General features: G+C 68.4%; 21 protein-coding genes. 10 read left to right on the top strand and 11 right to left on the bottom strand.

What is annotated here, in order from left to right; all coding sequences use genetic code 11:
- Positions 1 to 12: 12 nt before the first annotated feature.
- From ppk2 to C265_RS14130, 4 genes are all read left to right on the top strand, one after another.
- A complete protein-coding gene (gene ppk2 / locus C265_RS14115) occupies positions 13 to 1125 on the top strand; it encodes a polyphosphate kinase 2 (protein WP_010808972.1) in 1113 nt (370 codons plus the stop codon).
- A 52-nt stretch (positions 1126 to 1177) separates the two neighbouring features.
- A complete protein-coding gene (locus C265_RS14120) occupies positions 1178 to 1612 on the top strand; it encodes a universal stress protein (RefSeq protein WP_010808973.1) in 435 nt (144 codons plus the stop codon).
- A 234-nt stretch (positions 1613 to 1846) separates the two neighbouring features.
- Complete coding sequence (gene mutS, locus C265_RS14125) at positions 1847 to 4546, top strand: DNA mismatch repair protein MutS (protein WP_037024355.1); 2700 nt, start codon at positions 1847 to 1849, stop codon at positions 4544 to 4546.
- Complete coding sequence (locus C265_RS14130; RefSeq protein ID WP_010808975.1) at positions 4543 to 5592, top strand: hypothetical protein; 1050 nt, start codon at positions 4543 to 4545, stop codon at positions 5590 to 5592. Before mutS ends, C265_RS14130 begins: the two co-directional genes overlap by 4 nt.
- A gap of 82 nt (positions 5593 to 5674) precedes the next feature.
- Here C265_RS14130 and C265_RS14135 read toward each other — a convergent pair whose 3' ends face one another.
- Positions 5675 to 6202, bottom strand: coding sequence for a peptidylprolyl isomerase (locus C265_RS14135; protein ID WP_026201125.1), 528 nt, complete (start codon positions 6200 to 6202; stop codon positions 5675 to 5677).
- A gap of 11 nt (positions 6203 to 6213) precedes the next feature.
- Between C265_RS14135 and C265_RS14140 the strand changes: the two genes are divergently transcribed.
- Both C265_RS14140 and C265_RS32855 read left to right on the top strand, forming a co-directional pair.
- Positions 6214 to 7419 (top strand): cupin domain-containing protein, encoded by a 1206-nt coding sequence (locus C265_RS14140; RefSeq protein ID WP_174549450.1) that lies wholly within the window; start codon positions 6214 to 6216, stop codon positions 7417 to 7419.
- A 199-nt stretch (positions 7420 to 7618) separates the two neighbouring features.
- Positions 7619 to 7855 carry a hypothetical protein gene (locus tag C265_RS32855; protein ID WP_037024358.1) on the top strand — a complete coding sequence of 79 codons (237 nt, stop codon included), beginning with the start codon at positions 7619 to 7621 and terminating at the stop codon, positions 7853 to 7855.
- 93 nt (positions 7856 to 7948) lie between these two features.
- On the opposite strand, the gene C265_RS14150 is transcribed toward C265_RS32855, so the two are convergent.
- From C265_RS14150 to C265_RS14180, 7 genes are all read right to left on the bottom strand, one after another.
- On the bottom strand, positions 7949 to 8737 hold the full coding sequence (locus C265_RS14150; RefSeq protein ID WP_010808978.1) for an MBL fold metallo-hydrolase: 789 nt from the start codon (positions 8735 to 8737) through the stop codon (positions 7949 to 7951).
- Positions 8738 to 8804: 67 nt separating this feature from the next.
- Complete coding sequence (gene bamC / locus C265_RS14155; RefSeq protein WP_010808979.1) at positions 8805 to 10031, bottom strand: outer membrane protein assembly factor BamC; 1227 nt, start codon at positions 10029 to 10031, stop codon at positions 8805 to 8807.
- 48 nt (positions 10032 to 10079) lie between these two features.
- A complete protein-coding gene (dapA, locus tag C265_RS14160; RefSeq protein WP_010808980.1) occupies positions 10080 to 10964 on the bottom strand; it encodes a 4-hydroxy-tetrahydrodipicolinate synthase in 885 nt (294 codons plus the stop codon).
- Between the two features lie 137 nt (positions 10965 to 11101).
- Positions 11102 to 11680: a bifunctional 2-polyprenyl-6-hydroxyphenol methylase/3-demethylubiquinol 3-O-methyltransferase UbiG gene (locus C265_RS14165; protein WP_010808981.1), complete on the bottom strand. Its 579-nt coding sequence runs from the start codon at positions 11678 to 11680 to the stop codon at positions 11102 to 11104.
- A gap of 16 nt (positions 11681 to 11696) precedes the next feature.
- Positions 11697 to 12362: a site-2 protease family protein gene (locus C265_RS14170; RefSeq protein ID WP_010808982.1), complete on the bottom strand. Its 666-nt coding sequence runs from the start codon at positions 12360 to 12362 to the stop codon at positions 11697 to 11699.
- A 79-nt stretch (positions 12363 to 12441) separates the two neighbouring features.
- Positions 12442 to 13065 carry an L-threonylcarbamoyladenylate synthase gene (locus C265_RS14175; RefSeq protein WP_010808983.1) on the bottom strand — a complete coding sequence of 208 codons (624 nt, stop codon included), beginning with the start codon at positions 13063 to 13065 and terminating at the stop codon, positions 12442 to 12444.
- A gap of 71 nt (positions 13066 to 13136) precedes the next feature.
- Positions 13137 to 13982 carry a 3',5'-nucleoside bisphosphate phosphatase gene (locus C265_RS14180; protein ID WP_010808984.1) on the bottom strand — a complete coding sequence of 282 codons (846 nt, stop codon included), beginning with the start codon at positions 13980 to 13982 and terminating at the stop codon, positions 13137 to 13139.
- Between the two features lie 170 nt (positions 13983 to 14152).
- On the opposite strand from C265_RS14180, the gene C265_RS14185 reads away from it, so the two are divergent.
- Positions 14153 to 15238, top strand: coding sequence for an NAD(P)/FAD-dependent oxidoreductase (locus C265_RS14185; protein ID WP_010808985.1), 1086 nt, complete (start codon positions 14153 to 14155; stop codon positions 15236 to 15238).
- 16 nt (positions 15239 to 15254) lie between these two features.
- On the opposite strand, the gene C265_RS14190 is transcribed toward C265_RS14185, so the two are convergent.
- The gene (locus tag C265_RS14190) at positions 15255 to 16154 is read right to left on the bottom strand and encodes an alpha/beta fold hydrolase (protein ID WP_010808986.1); all 900 of its coding nucleotides are present in this window, start codon (positions 16152 to 16154) and stop codon (positions 15255 to 15257) included.
- Positions 16155 to 16323: 169 nt separating this feature from the next.
- On the opposite strand from C265_RS14190, the gene C265_RS14195 reads away from it, so the two are divergent.
- On the top strand, positions 16324 to 18054 hold the full coding sequence (locus tag C265_RS14195; RefSeq protein WP_010808987.1) for an acyl-CoA synthetase: 1731 nt from the start codon (positions 16324 to 16326) through the stop codon (positions 18052 to 18054).
- Here the strand turns inward: C265_RS14195 and C265_RS14200 are convergent.
- Positions 18051 to 18938: a LysR family transcriptional regulator gene (locus C265_RS14200; protein WP_010808988.1), complete on the bottom strand. Its 888-nt coding sequence runs from the start codon at positions 18936 to 18938 to the stop codon at positions 18051 to 18053. The genes C265_RS14195 and C265_RS14200 overlap by 4 nt on opposite strands.
- A gap of 113 nt (positions 18939 to 19051) precedes the next feature.
- On the opposite strand from C265_RS14200, the gene C265_RS14205 reads away from it, so the two are divergent.
- Both C265_RS14205 and C265_RS14210 read left to right on the top strand, forming a co-directional pair.
- Complete coding sequence (locus tag C265_RS14205; RefSeq protein ID WP_037024360.1) at positions 19052 to 20254, top strand: serine hydrolase; 1203 nt, start codon at positions 19052 to 19054, stop codon at positions 20252 to 20254.
- A gap of 39 nt (positions 20255 to 20293) precedes the next feature.
- Complete coding sequence (locus C265_RS14210; protein WP_010808990.1) at positions 20294 to 21499, top strand: MFS transporter; 1206 nt, start codon at positions 20294 to 20296, stop codon at positions 21497 to 21499.
- A 17-nt stretch (positions 21500 to 21516) separates the two neighbouring features.
- On the opposite strand, the gene C265_RS14215 is transcribed toward C265_RS14210, so the two are convergent.
- On the bottom strand, positions 21517 to 22398 hold the full coding sequence (locus C265_RS14215; protein ID WP_081645127.1) for a ferritin-like domain-containing protein: 882 nt from the start codon (positions 22396 to 22398) through the stop codon (positions 21517 to 21519).
- Between the last annotated feature and the right edge of the window lie 111 nt (positions 22399 to 22509).

The raw sequence follows: 22509 nt of genomic DNA on the forward strand, positions 1-22509 counted from the left end.
GGAGGACCGCAGATGACAGATCGCGACACCATCCAATCCTCCCACACCGCCACCGCGCCACGTGCCCGCGCCACGGCCAGGGGTGACGTGCTGCCCACCAACTCGGCGCTTTCAGCCCAGCGCAACGAAGTCGACAGCGCCGTCGACGCCTCGGTGCAGCTGGCGGCCAGCAGCATGCAGGACATCCTGGCCAGCCGCGCAGGCAACGGCGCCGACATGCTCGACGCCATGCGCACGCTGCTTGACGGCCTGGCGCCCGACGAGGCCGCGCAGCTGCGCAGCCTGATCCTCGAAGGCGATCCCGCCGCGTGGCAGGCCGGCCGCAAGCGCCACCCGGACGACGAGCTGTCCGCGGGCTGGCGCGAAGGCGCGTACCCGTACCAGAACCTGATGTCGCGGCGCAATTATGAAAAGCAGAAGTACCGCCTGCAGGTGGAGCTGCTCAAGTTCCAGGCCTGGGTGCGCGAGACCGGCCAGCGCGTGGTAATCGTATTCGAAGGGCGCGACGCCGCCGGCAAGGGCGGCACCATCAAACGCTTCATGGAACACATGAACCCGCGCGGCGCGCGCGTGGTGGCGCTGGAAAAACCCACCGAGGCCGAGCGCGGGCAATGGTACTTCCAGCGCTATGTGCAGCACCTGCCGTCGGCAGGTGAGATCGTGCTGTTCGACCGCTCCTGGTACAACCGCGCCGGCGTTGAGCACGTGATGGGCTTCTGCTCGCAGCGCGAATACCAGGACTTCCTGCAGCAGGCGCCGGACTTCGAGCGGCATCTGGTGCGCAGCGGCATCCACCTGTTCAAGTTCTGGTTCTCGGTCAGCCAGAAGGAACAGCGCCGGCGCTTCCGCGAGCGCGAGATCCACCCGCTCAAGCAATGGAAGCTGAGCCCGGTCGACCTTGCCTCGCTGGACAAATGGGACGAATACACCCAGGCCAAGGAGGCCATGTTCGCCCACACCGACACCGCCGATGCGCCGTGGACGGTCATCCGCTCGGACTGCAAGAAGCGCGCGCGGCTCAATGCGCTGCGCGCCATCCTGTCGCGCTTCCCCTACGGCAACCGGGACACCACTGCCATCGGGCAGCCCGACCCGCTGATCGTGGGGCGCGCGCTGGCCAATTGAACTTCGCCCCCTACTCCCGCACTTCTTCCGTTTTCCCTTTACCAAGGCCCCTATGTTCAAGCACATCCTGCTGCCCGTCGACGGTTCCGAGCTTTCCCACAAGGCCGTGTCCGCCGCCATCCAGTTTGCCCGCACCGCCTCCGCGCGCCTGACGCCCTACATGTGCGTGGAGACCTACCCCTACATGGTGGGCAGCGACAGCACCCATGAGCGGCGCGAAGTGTTCCAGCAACGCGTGGAAGCACTGGCGCGCCAGGAACTGGTCAAGATCGAGGCCGCGGCGGCAATGGCCGGCGTCCCCTGCGCGGGCCACGTCTCGGCCGCCAGCGCCCCGTATCACGGCATCATCAACGCCGCGCGGGACCTCGGTTGCGACGTCATCTTCATGGCCTCGCACGGCCGCAAGGGAATCAGCGGGCTGCTGCTGGGCAGCGAGACGCAGAAGGTACTGACACACAGCGACGTGCCGGTGCTGGTGTTCCGCTGACGGCACGCCGCTGACCCCGCCGCCGGGCCGGATCCGGCCCGCGCGGCGCGGCAACCGCTGCCCCGTGCTGTACCATATCGTCCATATTCGAAAACGCCCCTTCGCGCCCCGGCCCCAGGCCGTCGGATGACCGCCCGGACGCCCCGCGCGGCCGCTATCCGGCTTGCGCAAGGCGGCGATCCGAGCGGAGCGGGCGGCATCACGCAGGCCCACCGCCAGACAGGCTGAATGGCAATGGGATTGCAGAAGAAAACCGACCCGGAACAGGCGCAGGCAGATTCGGCCGCAAGCCGCCACACGCCAATGATGCAGCAATACCTGCGCATCAAGGCAGACCACCCCGACACCCTGCTGTTCTACCGCATGGGTGACTTCTACGAACTCTTCCACGACGATGCCGAAAAGGCCGCGCGCCTGCTCGACATCACGCTGACCGCGCGCGGCGCCTCCAATGGGGTGCCGATCCGCATGGCCGGCATCCCCTTCCACTCGGCGGACCAGTACCTGGCGCGCCTGGTGAAGCTGGGCGAATCCGTGGCGATCTGCGAGCAGATCGGCGACCCGGCCACCAGCAAGGGGCCGGTGGAGCGCAAGGTGGTGCGCATCGTCACCCCGGGCACGCTCACCGACGCCGCGCTGCTGCCGGACAAGGCCGATACCTTCCTGATGGCGGTGCACCAGCAGACCACGCGCCGCGGCGTCAGCAAGACCGGGCTGGCATGGCTGAACCTGGCCAGCGGCGAGCTGCGCCTGATGGAATGCGAAGCAGCGCAGCTGGGCCGCGAGCTGGAGCGCATCCGCCCGGCCGAGCTGCTGTATGCCGATGGCATCGAGCTGCCCGCGCTGGCGTGCGCGCGTACCCGCCTGCCCGAATGGCATTTCGACCAGGACGCCGGCACGCGCCGGCTGCGCGAGCAGCTGGGCGTGGCCAGCCTGCACCCGTTCGGCTGTGCCGGGCTGGGTGCCGCGCTGGGCGCGGCCGGCGCGCTGCTGAACTACGCGGCCACCACGCAGGGCCAGTCGTTGCGCCATGTGCAGGGCGTGAAGGTCGAGCGCGAATCGGAGTACGTCGGCCTGGATTCCGCCACGCGGCGCAACCTGGAACTGACCGAGACCCTGCGCGGCGGCGAGTCGCCGACGCTGTTCTCGCTGCTGGACACCTGCTGCACGGCCATGGGCAGCCGCGCGCTGCGCCACTGGCTGCACCACCCGCTGCGCGACCCGGCGCTGCCGCAGGCACGCCAGCAGGCCATCGGCGTGCTGATCGACCAGGGCACCGATGCCCTGCGCACGGCGCTGCGCCGGCTGGCCGACGTCGAGCGCATCACCTCGCGGCTGGCGCTGCTCAATGCGCGGCCGCGCGACCTGTCCTCGCTGCGCGACACCTTGCGCGCGCTGCCGGACGTGCAGGCCTGCATCCGCGATGACCAGGGCAGCACCTTGCTGGCGCAGACCCTGCACGACCTGGCCGTGCCGCAGGACTGCCTGGACCTGCTGGTGCGCGCCGTGGCCGAAGAGCCGGCCACCGTGGTGCGCGACGGCGGCGTGATCGCGCGCGGCTACGATGCCGGACTGGATGAACTGCGCGACATCTCCGAGAACTGCGGCCAGTTCCTGATCGACCTGGAAACGCGCGAACGCGCCCGTACCGGCATTGCCAACCTGCGCGTCGAGTTCAACCGCGTGCATGGCTTCTATATCGAGGTCACCAACGGCCAGGCCGACAAGGTGCCCGACGACTACCGCCGCCGCCAGACGCTGAAGAATGCCGAGCGCTACATCACGCCTGAGCTGAAGGCCTTCGAAGACAAGGCGCTGTCGGCGCAGGACCGCGCGCTCGCGCGCGAGAAGCAGCTCTACGACGGCCTGCTGCAGGCGCTGCTGCCGCACATCGGCGAGTTGCAGCGGGTGGCGGGCGCGCTGGCGCGCCTGGACGTGCTGACGGCACTGGCCGAGCGCGCGCAGACGCTGGACTGGTCCGCGCCTGAGCGCGTCGCCGAGAACGTGGTCGACATCGTGCAGGGCCGCCACCCGGTGGTCGAAGGCCAACTCGCGGCCGAGTCGGTGGCGTTCATCGCCAACGACTGCCAGCTCAACGAAGCGCGCAAGCTCTTGCTGATCACCGGCCCGAACATGGGCGGCAAGTCGACCTTCATGCGCCAGACCGCGCTGATCGTGCTGCTGGCCTGTGTCGGCGCCTACGTGCCGGCGCGGCGCGCGGTGATCGGGCCGATCGACCGCATCTTTACCCGCATCGGCGCCGCCGATGACCTCGCGGGCGGCCGCTCCACCTTCATGGTCGAGATGACCGAGGCCGCCGGCATCCTGCACCACGCGACCCCGGCTTCGCTGGTGCTGATGGACGAGATCGGGCGCGGCACGTCGACCTTCGACGGGCTGGCGCTGGCCTGGGCGATCGCGCGTCACCTGCTGTCGCACAACCGCAGCCATACCCTCTTCGCCACGCATTACTTCGAGCTGACGCAGCTGCCGCAAGAGTTTCCGCAGGCAGCCAACGTGCACCTGTCGGCGGTCGAGCATGGCGATGGCATTGTCTTCCTGCACGCAGTGCAGGACGGCCCCGCCAGCCAGAGCTACGGCCTGCAGGTAGCGCAGCTGGCCGGCGTGCCGCAGCCGGTGATCCGCGCCGCGCGCAAGCACCTGGCCTGGCTGGAGCAGCAATCGGCCGACGCCACGCCCACGCCGCAGCTGGACCTGTTCGCGGCACCGCCAACGCCGGATGACGACGAGGACGACTTCGGCGCTGCCCCGTCGGCCGTGCCCGCGCCGCTGGCACCCACGCTCGCACCCGAACAGGCCGCGCTGGTCGATGCGCTGGCCAACCTGGATCCCGACACCCTGACGCCGCGCGCAGCGCTGGAGGCGCTGTACCGGCTCAAGGCACTGGCAGGCGAGGCGCTCGACGCCGCATGAACGCTGCACGCCGTGCCCTGCTTGCCATGCTGCTGCCGCTGCTTTGCACGGCCGGCATGGCATCGGCCGCGCCCGCGGGCCGCGCCGGCAAGGCACCGGCCAGGCCAAAGCTGACGCGCATCGCGCTGATCGCCGACCTGCCCCAGTGGCCGGCCGCGGAGGCCAACGCGGCGGCACTGCTCGACTACTTCGGCGAGCGCAAGCTGGACCTGGTCATTCATGCCGGCGGCATCAAGGGCGATACGGAGTCGTGCAGCGATGCGGTGCTGGGCAACCGCCAGCAATTGCTGGACCAGTCGCCGCTGCCGCTGGTCTACGTGCCCGGCGAGACCGACTGGTCCGAATGCCGGCTGCCGGTCAACGGCGGCTTTGACGCGGTCGAGCGCCTGAACCGGCTGCGTGAGCTGTTCTTCCCCGAGGACGCCACGCTCGGCCGGCATCCGCGACCGCTGCACCGGCAGTCGGACCAGGCGCTGTTCCGCAGCTTCCGCGAGAACATGCGCATGGAGGTGGCCGATATCCTGCTCGTCGGCATGAACCTGCCGGGTGACAACAACCACTACCGCGACGAAGGCGGGCGCAATGGCGAGTTCGAGGACCGGCGCGAGGCCAACCGCCAGTGGCTGGCGCGCGCGTTCTCGGTGGCGCGGCAACGCGACCTGAACGGCATCGTGGTGGTGGTCCACGCCGACCCGCATTTTGCCAACGGCTGGGAGAAGAAAGGCCGCCCGACGCTGCTGGACGGCTTCATGCGCCACCGCACCCGCGACGGCTACCTGGAATTCAAGCGCCAGCTGCGCGAGCTGGCCGGTCGTTTCCGCGGCCAGGTGCTGCTGGTGCATGCGGGCGGGAACGGGGCCAACGGGGCGGACAACGGCTTCGGCATCGACAAGCCGCTGCGCGATGCGGCCGGCAAGGTCATGCAGAACTTCACGCGTGTGTCACTGCCCGCCAACACGGTCTCGCAATGGGCCGAACTGGTGATCACGCCGGGCGCGGCCTCACCGTTCGCGGTCATGCTCAAGGACGCACCGGCACCGCGCTGAGACCGCTCGCCGGCCCGACAACGAAAAAGCCGGCTGCGGCCGGCTTTTTCCTGGGGTGCGGAATACGAACCGTGCAGCGCGATCAGTGCAGCGTGCGCGGCGTGTCGTCGTCCTCATCCTCATCGACGACTTCAACGCCCGAGGCGCCATGGGCGTGGCCGTGCTCGATTTCCTCGGCGGTGGCCTCGCGGACTTCGGAGACCTTCAGCCAGAAGCGCAGCGCCATGCCGGCCAGCGGATGGTTGCCATCCAGCACGACCTTGTCCTCGGCCACGTCGGTCACGGTGTAGATGACGGAGTCCTCTTCGTCGCCATCTTCGGGCATGCCTTCGAACTGCATGCCGACTTCCAGCGGCTCGGGGAAGCGGTTGCGCGGCTCGACCTTCACCATATCGGCGTCATAGTCGCCGAACGCGTCTTCCGGCTCCAGCTGCAACTGGGTCTCGAAGCCCGCGTCATGACCGTCGAGCGCTTCCTCGATCTTGGGGAACGTGCCATCATACCCGCCGTGCAAATAAACCATGGCTTCATCTGACTCCTCGATCAGATTGCCTTGCGCGTCCGACAGCTTGTACATCACGGACACCACAGTATTCTTAGCGATTTTCAATTCTTGACTCCATGAACGATTCCGCATTATACGCGCAGGCCCTGCCCCCTGGCCCCGTCGATCCAGACACTCCGCTCGACCTGCTTGGTGGCATGACGCCTGCTGCATTCATGCGGGATATCTGGCATCGCAAGCCCCTGCTGATTCGACAGGCAGTACCCGGAATCGTGCCGCCTGTGTCGCGCGAGGCTCTTTTCGACCTGGCCGACAGCGATGACGTCGAATCGCGCCTGGTGACGCACTTCCGTAACCGCTGGAAACTCGCGCATGGCCCATTTGCGCGCGAAAACCTGCCCGGCGTCAAGGCCCGCCAGTGGACCCTGCTGGTGCAAGGGGTAAATCTGCATGACGCCGCCGCGGCGGAACTGATGGGCCGCTTCCGTTTCGTGCCGGACGCGCGCCTGGACGACCTGATGATCAGCTACGCCACCGACGGCGGCGGCGTGGGCCCGCATTTCGACTCCTACGACGTGTTCCTGCTGCAAGTCTCGGGCCGGCGCCGCTGGCGCATTTCGTCGCAGACCAGCCTTGAGCTGATCCCGGACATGCCGCTGAAGATCCTCGCCGACTTCAACGCGGAACAGGAATGGGTGCTCGAACCCGGCGACATGCTCTACCTGCCGCCGCAATATGCGCACGATGGCATTGCCGAAGGCGAATGCATGACCTGCTCGATCGGCTTCCGCGCGCCGGCCTACCGCGAGCTGGCCGGGCATTTCCTGGCCTGGCTGTCTGAAACGGTCGAAGACAATGAAGACCTCGGCGGCCGTTATGCCGACGCCGGCGAGCGCGCCGCCACGCGGCCCGCGCAGTTACCCGCCGGCATGGCCAAGGCAGTCGCCGAGCGGCTCAAGGCGTTGCAATGGAATAGCCAGATGGTGTCCGAATTCCTCGGCAGCCATCTGTCAGAACCCAAACCTGGCGTTGAATTTGCAGAGATACCCGACATGCCGTTGCGCCGTTATGCGACACTGGCGGCCCGCCATGGTGTGGTACTGCCATCAGCATCGATTGCGCTTTACGACCGCGCGAATTTCTTCCTCAATGGAGAAGCCTACGAGCCGCCGGCCGAACTGATGCAATGGCTGAAAAAGTTGGCCGATTATCGGCAGCTTAGTAGCGAAGATGTTGCGGCTTGCGCGGACCTACCCGATCTGATGGAAACTTTCCATCACTGGACGCTGGAAGGATGGCTGCAATTGGGCCCGCGGCTGTAATAATACGTAACATTGCGAATCAGTAAATTTCGGCGCTACACAAGCCGGGAAAACGCGGATATAATTGTTGGCTGGCTAGTACTGTGGACCATTGCATTTATCGGGACCCGGGAGGGCCTCTATTTTGCAGTTCAAGAGCGATAATTACCGGTAATTATTCATCGCCTGTTTTCCGTTATTACAAGTTAAAGGACGAACAATGAAGAAGTCTCTCCTGATCGCATCGCTGCTGGCCGCTGTTGCTCTCGCCGCTTGCGGCAAGAAGGAAGAAGCTGCCGCTCCGGCCGCTGACACGGCTGCTCCGGCTGCTGCCGCTCCGGCCGCTGAAGCTTCGGCTCCCGCTGCTGAAGCCCCGGCCGCTCCGGCTGCTGCTGCTCCGGCTGCTGACGCTTCGGCTCCGGCTGCTGACGCTTCGGCTCCGGCTGCCAAGCAGTAATCGGTTCCTGACCGATGAAAAAACCGGCCTTCGGGCCGGTTTTTTTATTTGGGCGCTGCTACCGCACTGCGCCCTGCCGAATCTACGCATCCCTCAGGCGCGCACCGCCTGCCAGTCCAGGCCCTCGTCCTGGTCTGCCACCAGCACCTCGGACGGCAACGCACCCAATGCCATTGCCAGCGCCCCCGTTGCCAGCTCACGCGTATTGTTCTGCTTGCTGAGGTGGGCCGCGACCACGCGGTTCAGGCCGGCATGGGCAACTTGCGCCAGGATACTGGCCGCCACTTCATTGGCCAGGTGGCCGAAGTCCCCGCCGATGCGCCGCTTCAGCGAAGCCGGATAGACCGAATTGCGCAGCATCTCGCGGTCATGGTTGCATTCCAGCACCAGCGCATCCACGCCTGCCAGGCGCGCCGTCACGTAAGGCGTCTCCATGCCTGCATCGGTCAACACACCCAGCCTTGCCTGCCCGTCCGACAAGACGAACTGCAGCGGCTCGCGCGCATCGTGCGGCACGGTGTACGGCAGCACCTGCAGTCCGCCGATGGCAAAGGCATGGTCGGCGCCGCAGACGCGCACGTCGGCCGCATCGGCGCCGCGCAGGTGCGAGGTCGCCAGCCAGGTGCCGTGGCTGGTATACACCGCCAGGCGGTGGCGGGCGGCAAAGGCGTAGGCCGAGCCGACGTGGTCGCCATGCTCGTGCGTCACCAGCACGGCGTCGAGCTGGTCCGGCGCGACGCCCAGGCGCTCCAGGCGCCGCGCGGTCTCGCGGATGCCGAAGCCGCAGTCGAGCAGCACGCGCGTGGTGGTGGTGTCTTCGCGGGATTCGATCAGCAGCGAGTTGCCCTCGCTGCCGCTGCCGAGGAAGGCGAAGCGCATCATGGCCGCGCCCTCCCCGCCAGACACCGGCCAGGACGGCCGGCTGGCATGCCAGCAGTCATGCGCCGGCTCAGTGCAGTTGCTCGTCGATCAGCGACAGGATGCGCTTGCCGATTTCGCCGTTCTCAGGCTGGCCGGCATCGTTGAGCACCGTCACCAGCGTGCCGCTGCCCGTGCCCTTGAGCGACACGCGATACTTCTTGGCGGTCTTGGAATCTTCCGGCTTGGTGAACAGCTTGGAGAAGAAGCCACGGCTGTCGGCAACGGTGCGCGGGTCGACATAGCGCACGTAGTACAGGCCCTGGCCGCGGTCGCGGTCTTCAACCGTGAAGTTCACGCGGTCCAGCGACAGGCCGACCGAGCGCCAGGCGCGGTCGAACGGTTCGGGCAGCTGCAGCGCCGGAGCGCCGTTGACCTGGGACAGGTACGACTTGGCCGGCGCGGCGCCATCGGCACCAGCAGCAGCGCCAGCAGCGGCGGCCGTGCCCGCAGCGGCTGCGGCATTGCCCGCCGCCGCCGGGTTCTTGGCCATGCGGTCGGCTTGTTCCTTCTGCACGCCCAGGCGCTGGGCCAGGCGCGACAGGAATTCGGCTTCCAGCTCAGGATCGGCCGGACGCGGGGTCCAGACCGTGCTCGACTTGTCGATGCCGGTCAGCTGCTCCTGCGCACCGCGGTGGCTGATGAAGACCTCCAGCGTGCCGTTCTGCGAACGCTCGACGCGGGTGCGGAACTTGTCGCGCTCCGAGGTCGAGTACAGGCCGTCGAAGACCTTGCCAATGGTGTTGCGGATGATGTCCTGCGGGATCTTGGCGCGGTTCTCGGCCCAGTCGGTTTCCATGATGCCGGTCTCGGGCGAGTCCTGCACCAGCAGGAAACCGCTTTCCTGCCAGAAGCCGCGCAGCTGCTGCCACAGCTGGTCGCCGCGCATGCCGTTGCTGATCACCAGCCAGCGCTGGTTGCCGTCGCGCTCCATGCGGATACCCTGGGCGGAGGGCAGCACGTTCTCGCTCGGGGACTGCTCGCGCACCTTGGTGGCCTGGCTGTACGTCGACAGCGTCGAGGTGCCGTTCGCATCGGGCACCGAATAGCGGCGATCGCCCTCCAGCTTGGTCAGGTCGGGCGGGATATCCAGCGTAGGCGTGCGCTTCGAGGCCGACGACTTGTAGTCGATCTTGTCCGGCTGCATCGCTTCGTTGATGCTGCTGCAGCCGGTGATCACGCCAGCGGCGAGCACGGGCACAACCAGGGCGGCGCGGCGGACTTGCGTCGCGCCGCGGCGGTTAAGCTTCAGTTTCATTGACACGCAATCCTAGTAGGTGGTGCGACAGCAGGACGCCGCGAAAGATCAGGCCAGCAGGCCGGCGGCGGCCAGTGCCTTGCGTACATAGTCGTGGTTGGCCTCGGATAGAGGGGTCAGCGGCAGGCGGATACCGCCTTCCATCCTGCCCATCTGCTGGAGCGCCCACTTGACCGGGATCGGGTTGGCCTCGATGAACATGGCCTTGTTCAGCCCGATCAGCTCCATGTGCAGGCGGCGCGCGGTGACGACGTCGCCCTTGAGCGCCGCGACGCACATCTCGTGCATCTTGCGCGGTGCCACGTTGGCGGTGACCGAGATATTACCGTGGCCGCCCAGCAGGATCAGCGCAACCGCGGTGGGGTCATCGCCGCTGTAGATGGCAAAGCCTTCCGGCGCGTCCTTGATCAGCTGCGCGGCGCGGTCGATATTGCCCGTCGCCTCCTTGACGCCGACGATGCCCGGCACCTGCGCCAGGCGCAGGATGGTCTCGTTGTTCATGTCCGCGACCGTACGGCCCGGCACGTTGTACAGCAGCACCGGCAGCTCCACCGCTTCGGCGATGGTGCGGAAATGCCGGTACATGCCTTCCTGGGTCGGCTTGTTGTAGTACGGCACGACCTGCAGCGACGCATCGGCGCCCACCTTCTTGGCGAAGGCGGTCAGCTCGATGGCCTCCTTGGTGGAGTTGCCGCCGGTGCCCGCGATGATCGGGATGCGCTTGCCGGCCTGTTCCACGGCAACGCGGATCAGTTCGCAGTGCTCCTCGACGGAAACCGTCGGGGACTCGCCGGTGGTGCCCACGATCACGATGCCGTCGGTGCCTTCGGCCACGTGCCAGTCGACCAGTGCGCGCAGGGCCGGGAAGTCCAGGCTGCCGTCTTCATGCATCGGGGTAACGATGGCGACAATGCTGCCGGTAATCTGTGTCATAACGTTAAGGAATTCGGGATGCGAATAAGGGGATTGTACCGGAACCGCAGGCCGCCTCGACCGCCGCCCGGACAGGGGTTGATACCAACTGTTTCAACGTGTGCAGCGGCATTCTCGCCGACAGCGCCGTGCCTGGCTCAGGCGTCGAGCCGGTAGCGTGCCGGCGCGGGCGCATCGGCGCCGCCAGCCGCCTCGCGCACCGCACATATCCGCTGCACGAAGGCTGTTTTCGGCACTTCGACCAGGCCATCCTCATAGGCGACTACGCGCAGGCCATGCTGTCGCGCCACTTCGAGCAATTCGCCCGGCCGCAGCAGGAAATCCGGCCGCGACGGCTTGCCGACGGTTTCATTGCCCGCGGCAAAGGTTTCATAAATCCACATGCCGCCGGGCGCCAGTGCCGCCGCCAGGTGCGGCCACAGCGGCCGGTGCAGGTAGTTGGTGACGACGATGGCGTCGAACGGCGCCTCGCCGGCCAGCGGCCAGGCGCCCTGCTCCAGGTCGGCCACCCGGCCGGTCACGCCGGCCGGCAGGCCGGCGATGGCCTCGCCGTCGCGGTCGACGGCCAGCACCGTGTGGCCGCGTGCCGCCAGCCAGGCGGCATGGCGGCCGCTGCCGCAGGCCAGGTCCAGCACCCGCGCGCCGGGGCGCAGCAGGCGGGCCCAGCGGGCAACCCAGGGGGATGGCGCCGAAAGCCCGGCATGCGATAGCGTCATGGCGTTCCCCTGCACGTCAATGCAGCAGCATCACGATCGGGCGCAGCATCAGCTCGATCAGCGACATCAGCACATTGACCACCGGCGTCATCCAGATCGTGGTGATCACGCCCGCGGCCACCAGCGCCAGCACCACGAAGATGCCGTACGGCTCGATGCGCGACACCGCGCGGGCAATGCCCTGCGGCAGCAGCGCGGTCAGCACGCGGCCGCCGTCCAGCGGCGGCACCGGGAACAGGTTGAAGGCCGCCACCACCAGGTTGACGCGCACGCCCGCCAGCGCCATCTCGCCGAAAAACGGCTCGCGCACGCCGCCCCAGGTCAGGCCGATGGCCAGCAGCACCCAGACGAAGGCCTGCACCACATTGCTGGCCGGCCCGGCCAGCGCCACCCACATGCCGTGCCAGCGCGGGTTGCGCAGGCGCTCGAACGCCACCGGCACCGGCTTGGCATAGCCGAACACGAACTGGCCGCTGGTCATGATGTAGAGCAGCAGCGGCACCGCGATGGTGCCGATCGGATCGATATGGCGGATCGGGTTCAGGCTGACGCGCCCGAGCGCATAGGCCGTGTCGTCGCCGAAAAGCTTGGCCACGTAGCCATGCGAGGCCTCATGCAGCGTGATGGCGAACAGCACCGGCAGGGCATAGACCGCGAAGGTCTGGATAAGGGAGGAATCCATGGCCCCTATTGTAACGGCCCGGCGCCGCCCAGGCGCACGCTCGTGCACCCGCCAGGCGGGGTGGCAGCGCCCGGGGAAGTCAGAGCCCGAAGCGCCCGACGTCGCCGCGGCCCGCGCGGATCAGCTCGGGCTCGCCGCCGGTCAGGTCGATCACCGTGGTCGGCTGCGCCGGCGCCGGGCCGCCGCACACCACCAGATCAAGCTGCTTCTCCAGCCGCGCGCGGATTTCCGCCGGGTCGTTGAGCGGCTCTTCGTCGCCCGGCATCTGCAGCGTGGCCGAGATCAGCGGCTCGCCGGTCTCGCCCAGCAGCGCCAGCGGAATCGCGTGTTCAGGCACGCGCACGCCGATGGTCTTGCGCGCCGGGTGCGACAGCCGCCGCGGCACCTCCTTGGTCGCCTCCAGGATGAACACGTACGGGCCCGGCGTGGCGCCCTTGAGCCAGCGGTACTGCCGGTTGTCGACGCGCGCAAAGTTGCCGAGCTCGGACAGGTCGCGGCACATCAGCGTCAGGTGGTGGCGGTCATCGATGCCGCGCAGCCGGCGCAGGCGCTCGACGGCGGCCTTGTCGTCGAGCCGGCAGGCCAGCGCATAGCTGGAATCGGTCGGCAGCGCAATCAGGCCGCCCTTCTGCAGGATCTGGGCGGCCTGCTTGACCAAGCGCGACTGCGGATTGAGCGGATGGATCTCGAAGTACTGTGACATGGACCAGGGTGGCGGATTCGGACAGATCGGAGCGGAATCTGGGGGGTACCCCGGCCAGGCCGGGCTTGCATCTACCAGTCGTGCCAGACCGGCGTCACCGTCGACGGCAGCGGCGGCAGCTTGCCCAGCTCAACGCGCCCTTCGCCAGGGCCGTGGAAGTCCGAGCCACGCGAGGCCAGCAGCCCGTAGTGGCGGGCCACCGCGGCATAGCGGCGGTACTGGTCGGGCGTGTGGCTGCCAGTCACGACCTCGACGGCGCCACCGCCCAGGGCGGTGAATTCATCGAACAGCGCGTCGTGCTGGGTATCGGTGTAATTGTAGCGGCCCGGGTGCGCCATCACGGCGATGCCGCCGGCGGTGCGGATCCAGCCGACTGCGTCGGCCAGGCTGGCCCAGCGGTGGCCGACATAGCCGGGGCGGCCTTCCGACAGGTACTCGCTGAAGACCTCGCCCACGGTGGCGCAACGGCCCTGGTCGACCAGCCAACGCGCAAAGTGCGTGCGCGAGATCAGGTCCGGGTTGCCCACGTGCTGCAGCGCCCCTTCATAGGCGCCTGTGATGCCCACTTTTGCCAGCGCGTCGGCAATATCGCGCGCGCGGCGCGCGCGGCCCGAGCGGGTATCGGTCAGGCCGTCGATCAGTTCCGGGCAGTGCGGGTCGATCTGCAGGCCGACGATATGCACGGTCTGCCCGGCCCAGGTCACCGAGATCTCCACGCCCGGCACATAGCGCATGCCGAATTCCTCGGCCGCGGCACGCGCCTCGGCCTGCCCGCCCAGTTCGTCGTGGTCGGTCAGGGCCCAGAACGCGACACCCGCGTCGCGGGCGATTTCCGCGATGGCGCGCGGCGCCAGCGTGCCGTCGGACACGGTGGAATGGCAATGCAGGTCGGCATTGATGGCGTGGGCGTTTTGCATGGGGCCATTCTACTCCCGTCGCCCCCTCCATGCGTGACGCCGGCGCCCCCTGGAAAGCCATGCCAAAGCCCTGCCGGCAACGCTGGCGTGGGCGGAAACGGGCGATGTGCGGGGTATAGTCGGGCCTTGCACCGTCTTTTTGCGGGCACCTGGCGTGCCCGCCATGCCCAATGTCCACCGCTACCCCTCTCGCACCAACCCCCGTCACCACCACCGATGTCCTGATCGTGGGCGCCGGCCCGGTCGGGCTCTTTGCCGCGTTCCAGGCCGGCGTGCTCGGCCTCAGATGCGAGCTGATCGATGTGCTCGACCGGGCCGGCGGCCAGTGCACCGAGCTCTATCCCGAAAAACCGATCTACGACATCCCCGCCGTGCCGGGCTGCCTGGCGCAAGACCTGGTCGACCGGTTGCTGGAGCAATGCGCGCCGTTCGCTTTCCCGATGCACTTCGGCCAGCGCGCGGAGAGCCTGTCCGAAATCCCGCGGCAGCCGGCACCTGACGGGCATGCCGCCCATGAGCGCCTGCTGGTCACCACTGACGGCGGCAAGCGCTTCGATGTCTCTGCGGTGCTGATCTGCGCCGGCGCGGGCGCGTTTGCGCCGCAGCGTGTATCGCTGCCGGAAGCGCCGGCACTGGAAGGCCGCCACGTGCACTACGCCGTGCGTGATGTGTCGCGCTTTGCCGGCAAGCGCGTGGTGGTGGCCGGCGGCGGCGACTCGGCGCTGGACTGGGCGCTCGCGCTGCGCAAGGTGGCCGCGCGCGTGACTCTGCTGCACCGGCGCGAAGGCTTCCGCGCGGCCGACGGCACCGTCGCGGAAATGCGCGAGGCAGTGGCGGCCGGCGAGATGGATTTCGTGGTCGGCATGCTCGGCGCCCTGCGCACCGAAGGCCAGGACGGCCCGCTGACCGAGGTCGAGGTGCGCACCCGCGACGGCAGCACGGTGCTGCCCGCCGATGAACTGGTGGCGCTGTACGGCCTGGTGTCCGAGCCGGGCCCGATCGCGCAGTGGGACATGGACATGCGCGCCGGCCGCATCCTGGTCGACACCACCACTTATGAAAGCTCGCGCCGCGGCATCTTTGCCGCGGGCGATATCGCCTACTACACCAACAAGCAGAAGCTGATCCTGTCAGGCTTCCACGAGGCCGCGCTGGCGTTGCGCCGCGCCTACCACTACGCCTTCCCGGAAAAGGCGCTGGTGCACGTGCACACCAGCAACAATGCCGCGCTGAAGGAAAAGCTGACGCACGCCTGAGCGGCGGCGCCAGCGCTCACACCGCGCTACAGAACGATTCCACCAGCTCCGCCACCGCCGCGGGCTGGTCGTGATGCAGCATGTGGCCGGCATCATCGACCACGGCTTCACGGAAGTCGCGGAAGGCGCGGAAGCGCTCCTTGAATTCGTCGATGGCCTGCTTGTGGGCGATATTGCGCAGCGTTTCAGAATCGCGCGCTTCCACATGCAGCACTGGCGCGCTGACCTGCTCCCAGATCGCCATCACCTCATCGAGCCGGTACAGCATCGGGTTGACCAGCTTGTGCGCCGGATCTCCCAGGATCTCCCAGCGGCCCTCCGCATTGCAGCGCGACCAGTGCGCGGCCAGGAAGGCGGCACGGTCGTCGGGCAAGCGCGGGTTGGTCTTCTGCAGCCGGGCGGCAACGCCGTCCACGCTGTCATACGTCTTCAGCGCCGAGCCGGTGCGCAGTTCGTCGAGCCAGCGCGCATAGCGCTTCGGCGCATGCACCGGCCGCGTCGCCGTCATACCGAAGCCCTCCAGGTCCACCACGCGGCGCACGCGCTGCGGGCGGATGCCGGCATACAGGCAGATCACGTTGGCGCCCATGCTGTGGCCGACCAGGTCGACCTGGCCGTCGGGCTCATAGTGGTCGAGCAAGGCCTCCAGGTCGGCGATATAGTCGGCGAACCAGTACGACTGCGTGCCCGGGTAGCGCGTGGGCCAGTCGCTCTCGCCAAACCCGCGCCAGTCCGGCGCAATCACATGCCAGTCGCCGCGCAGGTGGTCGACCAGGAACTGGAACGACGCGGACACGTCCATCCAGCCATGCAGCATGAACAGCTTGCGCGCGCCGGGCTGGCCCCAGTGGCGCACGTGGTAGCGCAGTCCGCGCAACGTGATAAATTCAGACCGCGAGGTTTCCTTGATTGTCATTGTCTCTACCCTTGCGCGCGGGTCTTCCTGCCGCCGGGCGCGGCGCCACGGGGGCTGGCGAGGGAAGCCCACGCAAAATAGAACGATCGTTCGCTTGCGCGCATTATAGCGGCCGCCGCCATTCCGGGGGCCCCGTGGCCGCGCGAGCCGGACCTACCGGAGACCTTGGATGGCCGCAGCTGCGTTGCCGGCAAGCCGGCGCGACGACTATCGCGCCCTGTATGAATCCTTCCGCTGGGAAATCCCCCCGCATTTCAATATCGCCGAGGCCTGCTGCGGGCGCTGGGCGCGCGACCCGGCCACGATGGACCGCATCGCGGTCTATACCGAGCATGAGGACGGCCGCCGCAACGCGCATACCTTTGCCCATATCCAGGCCGAAGCCAACCGCCTGTCGGCGGCGCTGCGCGCACTGGGCGTGGCGCGCGGCGACCGCGTGGCAATCGTGATGCCGCAGCGGATCGAGACCGTGATCGCGCATATGGCGATCTACCAGCTCGGCGCCATCGCCATGCCGCTGTCGATGCTGTTCGGGCCCGAGGCGCTGGCCTACCGTATCGCACACAGCGAAGCCAATGTGGCGATCGCGGACGAGACTTCCATCGACAATGTGCTGGCCGCGCGCCCGGAATGCCCGACGCTGGCCACCGTGATTGCCGCCGGCGGCGCGCATGGCCGCGGCGACCACGACTGGGACGTGCTGCTGGCCGCGCAGCTGCCGACTTTTGTCGCCGAGCAGACCAAGGCCGACGAGGCCGCGGTGCTGATCTACACCAGCGGCACCACCGGCCCGCCCAAGGGCGCGCTGATCCCGCACCGCGCGCTGATCGGCAACCTGACCGGCTTTGTCTGCTCGCAGAACTGGTATCCGCAGGACGACGACGTGTTCTGGAGCCCGGCCGACTGGGCCTGGACCGGCGGCCTGTGGGATGCGCTGATGCCGGCGCTGTATTTCGGCAAGCCCATCGTCGGCTACCAGGGCCGCTTCTCCGCCGAGCGCGCCTTCGAGCTGCTGGAGCGCTACGCCGTCACCAACACCTTCCTGTTCCCGACCGCGCTCAAGCAGATGATGAAGGCCTGCCCCGAGCCGCGGCAGCGCTACGACATCAGGCTGCGTGCGCTGATGAGCGCCGGCGAGGCCGTGGGCGAGACCGTGTTCGGCTGGTGCCGCGATGCGCTGGGCGTGATCGTCAACGAGATGTTCGGCCAGACCGAGATCAACTACATCGTCGGCAACTGCACCGCGCAGAACGACGACAAGCAGCTGGGCTGGCCGGCACGACCGGGCTCGATGGGGCGTCCCTATCCGGGCCACCGCGTGCAGGTGATCGACGACGAAGGCCAGCCCTGCGCGCCGGGCGAGGACGGCGAGGTCGCGGTATGCGCCACCGACAGCGCCGGGCATCCGGACCCGGTGTTCTTCCTCGGCTACTGGAAGAACGAAGCCGCCACCGCGGGCAAGTACGCCGAGCGCGACGGCCTGCGCTGGTGCCGCACCGGCGACCTGGCGCGCGTCGATGCCGATGGCTACCTGTGGTACCAGGGGCGTGCCGACGATGTGTTCAAGTCCTCGGGCTACCGCATCGGGCCGAGCGAGATCGAGAACTGCCTGCTCAAGCATCCGGCGGTGTCCAACTGCGCCGTGGTGCCCTCGCCCGACCCCGAGCGCGGCGCCGTGGTCAAGGCCTTCGTGGTGCTGACACCGTCGGTGGCGCGCTCGTTCGACGGCGACGCGGCGCTGGTCACGGAGCTGCAGGCGCATGTGCGCGGCCAGCTGGCGCCGTATGAATACCCGAAGGCGATCGAATTCATCGACCAGCTGCCGATGACCACCACCGGCAAGATCCAGCGGCGCGTGCTGCGCTTGCTGGAGGAAGAGCGCGCGGGCAAGCGCGCCTAGGCAGGAAAGACCCGCTCGCAGAGGAAATCGACCAGCGCCCTCACCTTGGGCGAGGGATGCCTGCTCGCCGGCCAGAGCACGTGAAAGGCCTTGGCTGGCCCCACATGGCCAGCCAGTACCTGGCACAGGCTGCCATCGGCGAGCTGCTCGCGGATGGCGAAATCCGGCAGGCAGGCAATGCCCAGGCCGCGCAGCGCAAAACACAGGCGCGTCTCGATGTTGTTGCAGATCATCGATGTCGGCAGCGCCAGCTCGGGCTCGCCCGGCGCGCGCCGCAGCGGCCAGGCCTCGAGCTTGCCGGTGTGCGGGAAACGGTAATGCAGGCAGGCATGGCCGGCCAGGTCGGCAGGCAGCTTCGGCGTGCCACGCTGCGCGAGGTAGTCGGGCGATGCCACCAGCATCGCCTGGAACGCACCCAGCCTGCGTGCCGACAGGCGCGAGTCGGCGGGCTCGCCGGTGCGGACCACCGCATCGAAGCCCTCCTCGATGACATCGACCAGCTGGTCGGTGAAATCCAGGTCCAGCTCGATGTCCGGATACGCGCGCATGAAGTCGCCCAGCACGGGCAAGACCAGTGAACTGACCAGCGGCAGGCTCACCCGCAGGCGGCCGCGCGGTGCCGCGGTGGCTTCGGCCAGCTCCAGCTCCGCCGCTTCGATCTCGGCGAGCACGCGGCGGCTGCGCTCCAGGAACAGCGTGCCTTCGGCGGTCAGCGTCACGCTGCGCGTGCTGCGGTGGAACAGCCGTACGCCGAGCCTTTCTTCCAGCCGCGCCACGCTCTTGCCGACGGCGGAGGCCGACACCCCAAGCAAGCGCCCCGCCGCGACAAAACTGCGGGTCTCGGCCACCTGCACAAACACTGCGAAGCCACTGAGGCTGTCCATGATGCCCCCGATTGCGGACACAAAGTTCCGGAGAAAAAGGAACTGTAGCCCACTTTTTCTTTAATGGCCGGGTCCTTATCGTGAGCGGGTCGTTCATTGAACAAGGATTCGCTGTGTCCCTCCCCACGATTGCACCGCCCCCGGGCGTGTCCCCTGCATTCCCCGCGCCCGTGAGTGCGCGCATCGACGCCGTGGTCCGGCAGGCGCTGGAGCAACGGCGACTGGTCGGCGCCGTCGTGCTGGTCAGCCGTGACGGCGAACTGGTCCACCGGCAGGCGGCAGGCCTGGCCGATCGGGAAAGCGGACAGCCGATGCGCATGGATGCGGTCTTCCGGCTGGCTTCGGTAAGCAAGCCGATCGTCTCCGTGGCGGCACTGGTGCTGGTCGCACAAGGCCGGCTCGAGCTTGACCAGGGTATCGACCGCTGGCTGCCTGAATTCCGCCCGCGCCTGGCCGATGGCCGACCGGCACGTATCACGGCGCGGCAACTGCTCAGCCATACCGCGGGGCTGGGCTATCGCTTCTTCGAGTCTGGCGAAGACGGACCCTATGCCCGCGCCGGCGTCTCCGACGGCATGGACGACGCCACCATCAGCCTGGCGGAGAACCTGCGGCGCATCGCCAGCGTGCCCTTGCTGTACGAACCGGGTACCGCGTGGGGCTACTCGCTCGCGACCGACGTGCTGGGCGCGCTGATCGAGCGCGTCCATGGCACGCCGCTGGACACCGCAGTGCGGCAGCTGGTGACCGGCCCGCTGGGCATGGCCGACACCGGCTTCGTGGCACACGACGTGCACCGCGTGCCGACCCCGTACGTGAACGACAGCCCGCACCCGCACCGCCTGCGCGAAGGCGAAACCGTGCCCGTGCTCGAAGGCACGGTTGGCATTCCCTACAGTCCCGCACGCATCTTCAATGCGCGGGCCTTCCCCTCCGGCGGGGCGGGCATGGCGGGCACGGCGCAAGACTTCCTGTGCCTGCTGGAGAGCTTGCGCCAGGGCGGCGGCGCGCTGCTGCCATCCGCCCTGGTCGAGGACATGGCGCTCGACCAGACCGGCGGCCTGGACCTGCCCGATGCGCCGGGAACCGGCTTCGGGCTGGGCTTCTCGGTGCTGCGCGATCCGCGCCGGGCGGGCTCGCCGGAAGCCACCGGCACCTGGCGCTGGGGCGGGGCCTACGGCCACGCCTGGTTCGTCGACCGCAGCCAGGGGCTGAGCGTGGTGGCGTTCACCAACACGCTGTACGAGGGCATGTCCGGCCGCTTTGTCACCGACCTGCGCGACGCGGTCTACGGTGTCGCCCCCACAGCCGCGTAACCATCCAAGCAACACATCAGTCCTTATCCAGGCGCCAACATGACCACAGCCACCAACACGCTTGCGAACGATGCACAGCCGGACACGCGGCCTGCGCGGCTACCGCTTCCGGCACTGCTTGCGCTTGCCGTCGCAGGCTTCATCACCGTCCTGACCGAGGCCTTGCCGGCAGGGCTGCTGCCGCAGATCGGCGCGGGCCTTGCCATCTCCGAGCCGCTTGCCGGCCAGCTCGTCACCATCTACGCCTTCGGTTCACTGGTGGCCGCCATGCCGCTGACGGCGGCCACGCAAGGGCTGCGGCGAAGGCCGCTGCTGCTCCTTGCGATCGCGGGCTTTGCCGTCGCCAACGCCGTGACGGCCTGGTCCGGCAGCTATGTCCTGACGATGGCGGCGCGCTTCGTTGCGGGGGTCTCGGCCGGCCTGCTGTGGGCGCTGCTGGCTGGCTATGCCGCGCGCATGGTTCCCGATCACCTCAAGGGCCGGGCCATTGCTGTCGCAATGGTTGGCATCCCCCTGGCCTTGTCGCTGGGCGTGCCATCCGGGACCTTCCTCGGTGCGCTCATGGGCTGGCGCGCGTGCTTCGGCATCATCAGCGTGCTGACGCTGGGACTGATTGCCTGGGTGCTGGCGAGCGTGCCGGATTTTGCCGGCCAGCCCGCCGGCCAGCGGCTGCCGATCGCGCGCGTGTTCACCGTGCCGGGCGTGCGTCCGGTGCTGTTCGTGACGCTCGCCTTCGTGCTGGCGCACAACATCCTCTACACCTATATCGCGCCGTTCCTGCGAGCCGGCAACGCCGGGGCACGGCTTGACCTGGTCCTGTTCGTGTTCGGCGTGGCCTCGCTCGCCGGCATCTGGATCACCGGCGTGCTGATCGACCAGTGGCTGCGGGCGCTGACGCTGGCCAGCACGCTGCTGTTCGGGCTTGCGGTGCTGGCGCTTGGGGCCGGGGGCGGGCACCCGGCCGTGGTCTATGCCGCGGCCGCGATCTGGGGCCTGGGCTTCGGCGGCGTCTCAACGCTGTTCCAGACGGCGCTGGCGAAGACCGCCGGCAAATCCGCGGACGTGGCCCAGTCGATGCTGGTCACGGCCTGGAACATTGCCATCGCCGGCGGCGGCGTCATCGGCGGGCTGCTGCTCGATGGCTTCGGGATCGGCGCATTCCCGCCCGTGCTGGCTGCGCTGCTCGCCGCAACCTGGCTGGCGGTCTGGTCGGCGCGCAAGCATGGCTTTCCGCCGCGCGGCTGAGGCACTGGGCGGCAGCACTAACCGGCCGATGCCTCCAGCCAGGCCAGTTCCTCTTCATCGAAGCCCGCAGCGCGCCGCGCATCGAGATTGAACGGCCCGCGCAGCTTCGGCGCGCGGTACTGCCCGGCCAGCTGCGCGTAGGTGGCAACGGGGTCCAGGCCGCGCTGCGCGCACAGCCAGCGGTACCAGTGGTTGCCGATGGCGACGTGGCCGACCTCGTCGCGCAGGATGATGTCGATGATGGCCGCGGCGGCGTGGTCGCCTGCGCCGGCCAGCCTGGCGCGCACCGGCGGCGACGCATCGAGCCCGCGCGCCTCCAGCGTGCGCGGCACCAGCGCCATGCGCGCAAGCACGTCGCCGGCGGTCTTGTCGGTCATCTCCCACAGGCTGTTGTGGGCAGGGAAGTCGCCGTAGGCCGCGCCCAGCGTGCCAAGGTGGTCGGCCAGCAGCGAGAAGTGGTACGCCTCTTCATCGGCCACGCGCAGCCAGTCGCGGTAGTAGCCGGGCGGCATGCCGGCGAAGCGCCAGGCCGCGTCCAGTGCCAGGTTGATGGCATTGAACTCGATATGGCACAGCGCATGGATCATCGCCGCGCGCCCGGCCGGGGTATGCAGCGAGCGGCGCCGCTCGACGTCCTGCGGCGCCACCAGCGGCGGCCGCGCGGGGCGGCCGGGGATGGCCTGGCCGGCATCGGCCTGGATCGCCTCGCCGGCGGCAAGCGCCTCGTCCGGCAATGTCGTCACATGGCGGTAAAGTGCCCGCACCGCCACGGACTTTTCCCGAGGATCCGTCATGCACAACACCGCCAGCGCCTGGTGGCGCGGCGAAAGTGACGGTTCGGGCAAGGCGGCGGCGGGTGTTTTTTCTGGCATGAGCGTAAAATCCGGGTCTGCCGCCATTGTAGGGCCTGGCCGGTGCCCGACTGCCGGGCAAGCCGCGCAGTCGCCGTGGCGCCGCGCGCCCGCACTCCACCCTGGCCCTTTAAAGTCCGGCGGCAACCCCCACTTCAA

This window comes from Cupriavidus sp. GA3-3, from assembly GCF_000389805.1.
Taxonomy (GTDB): Bacteria; Pseudomonadota; Gammaproteobacteria; order Burkholderiales; family Burkholderiaceae; genus Cupriavidus; species Cupriavidus necator_D.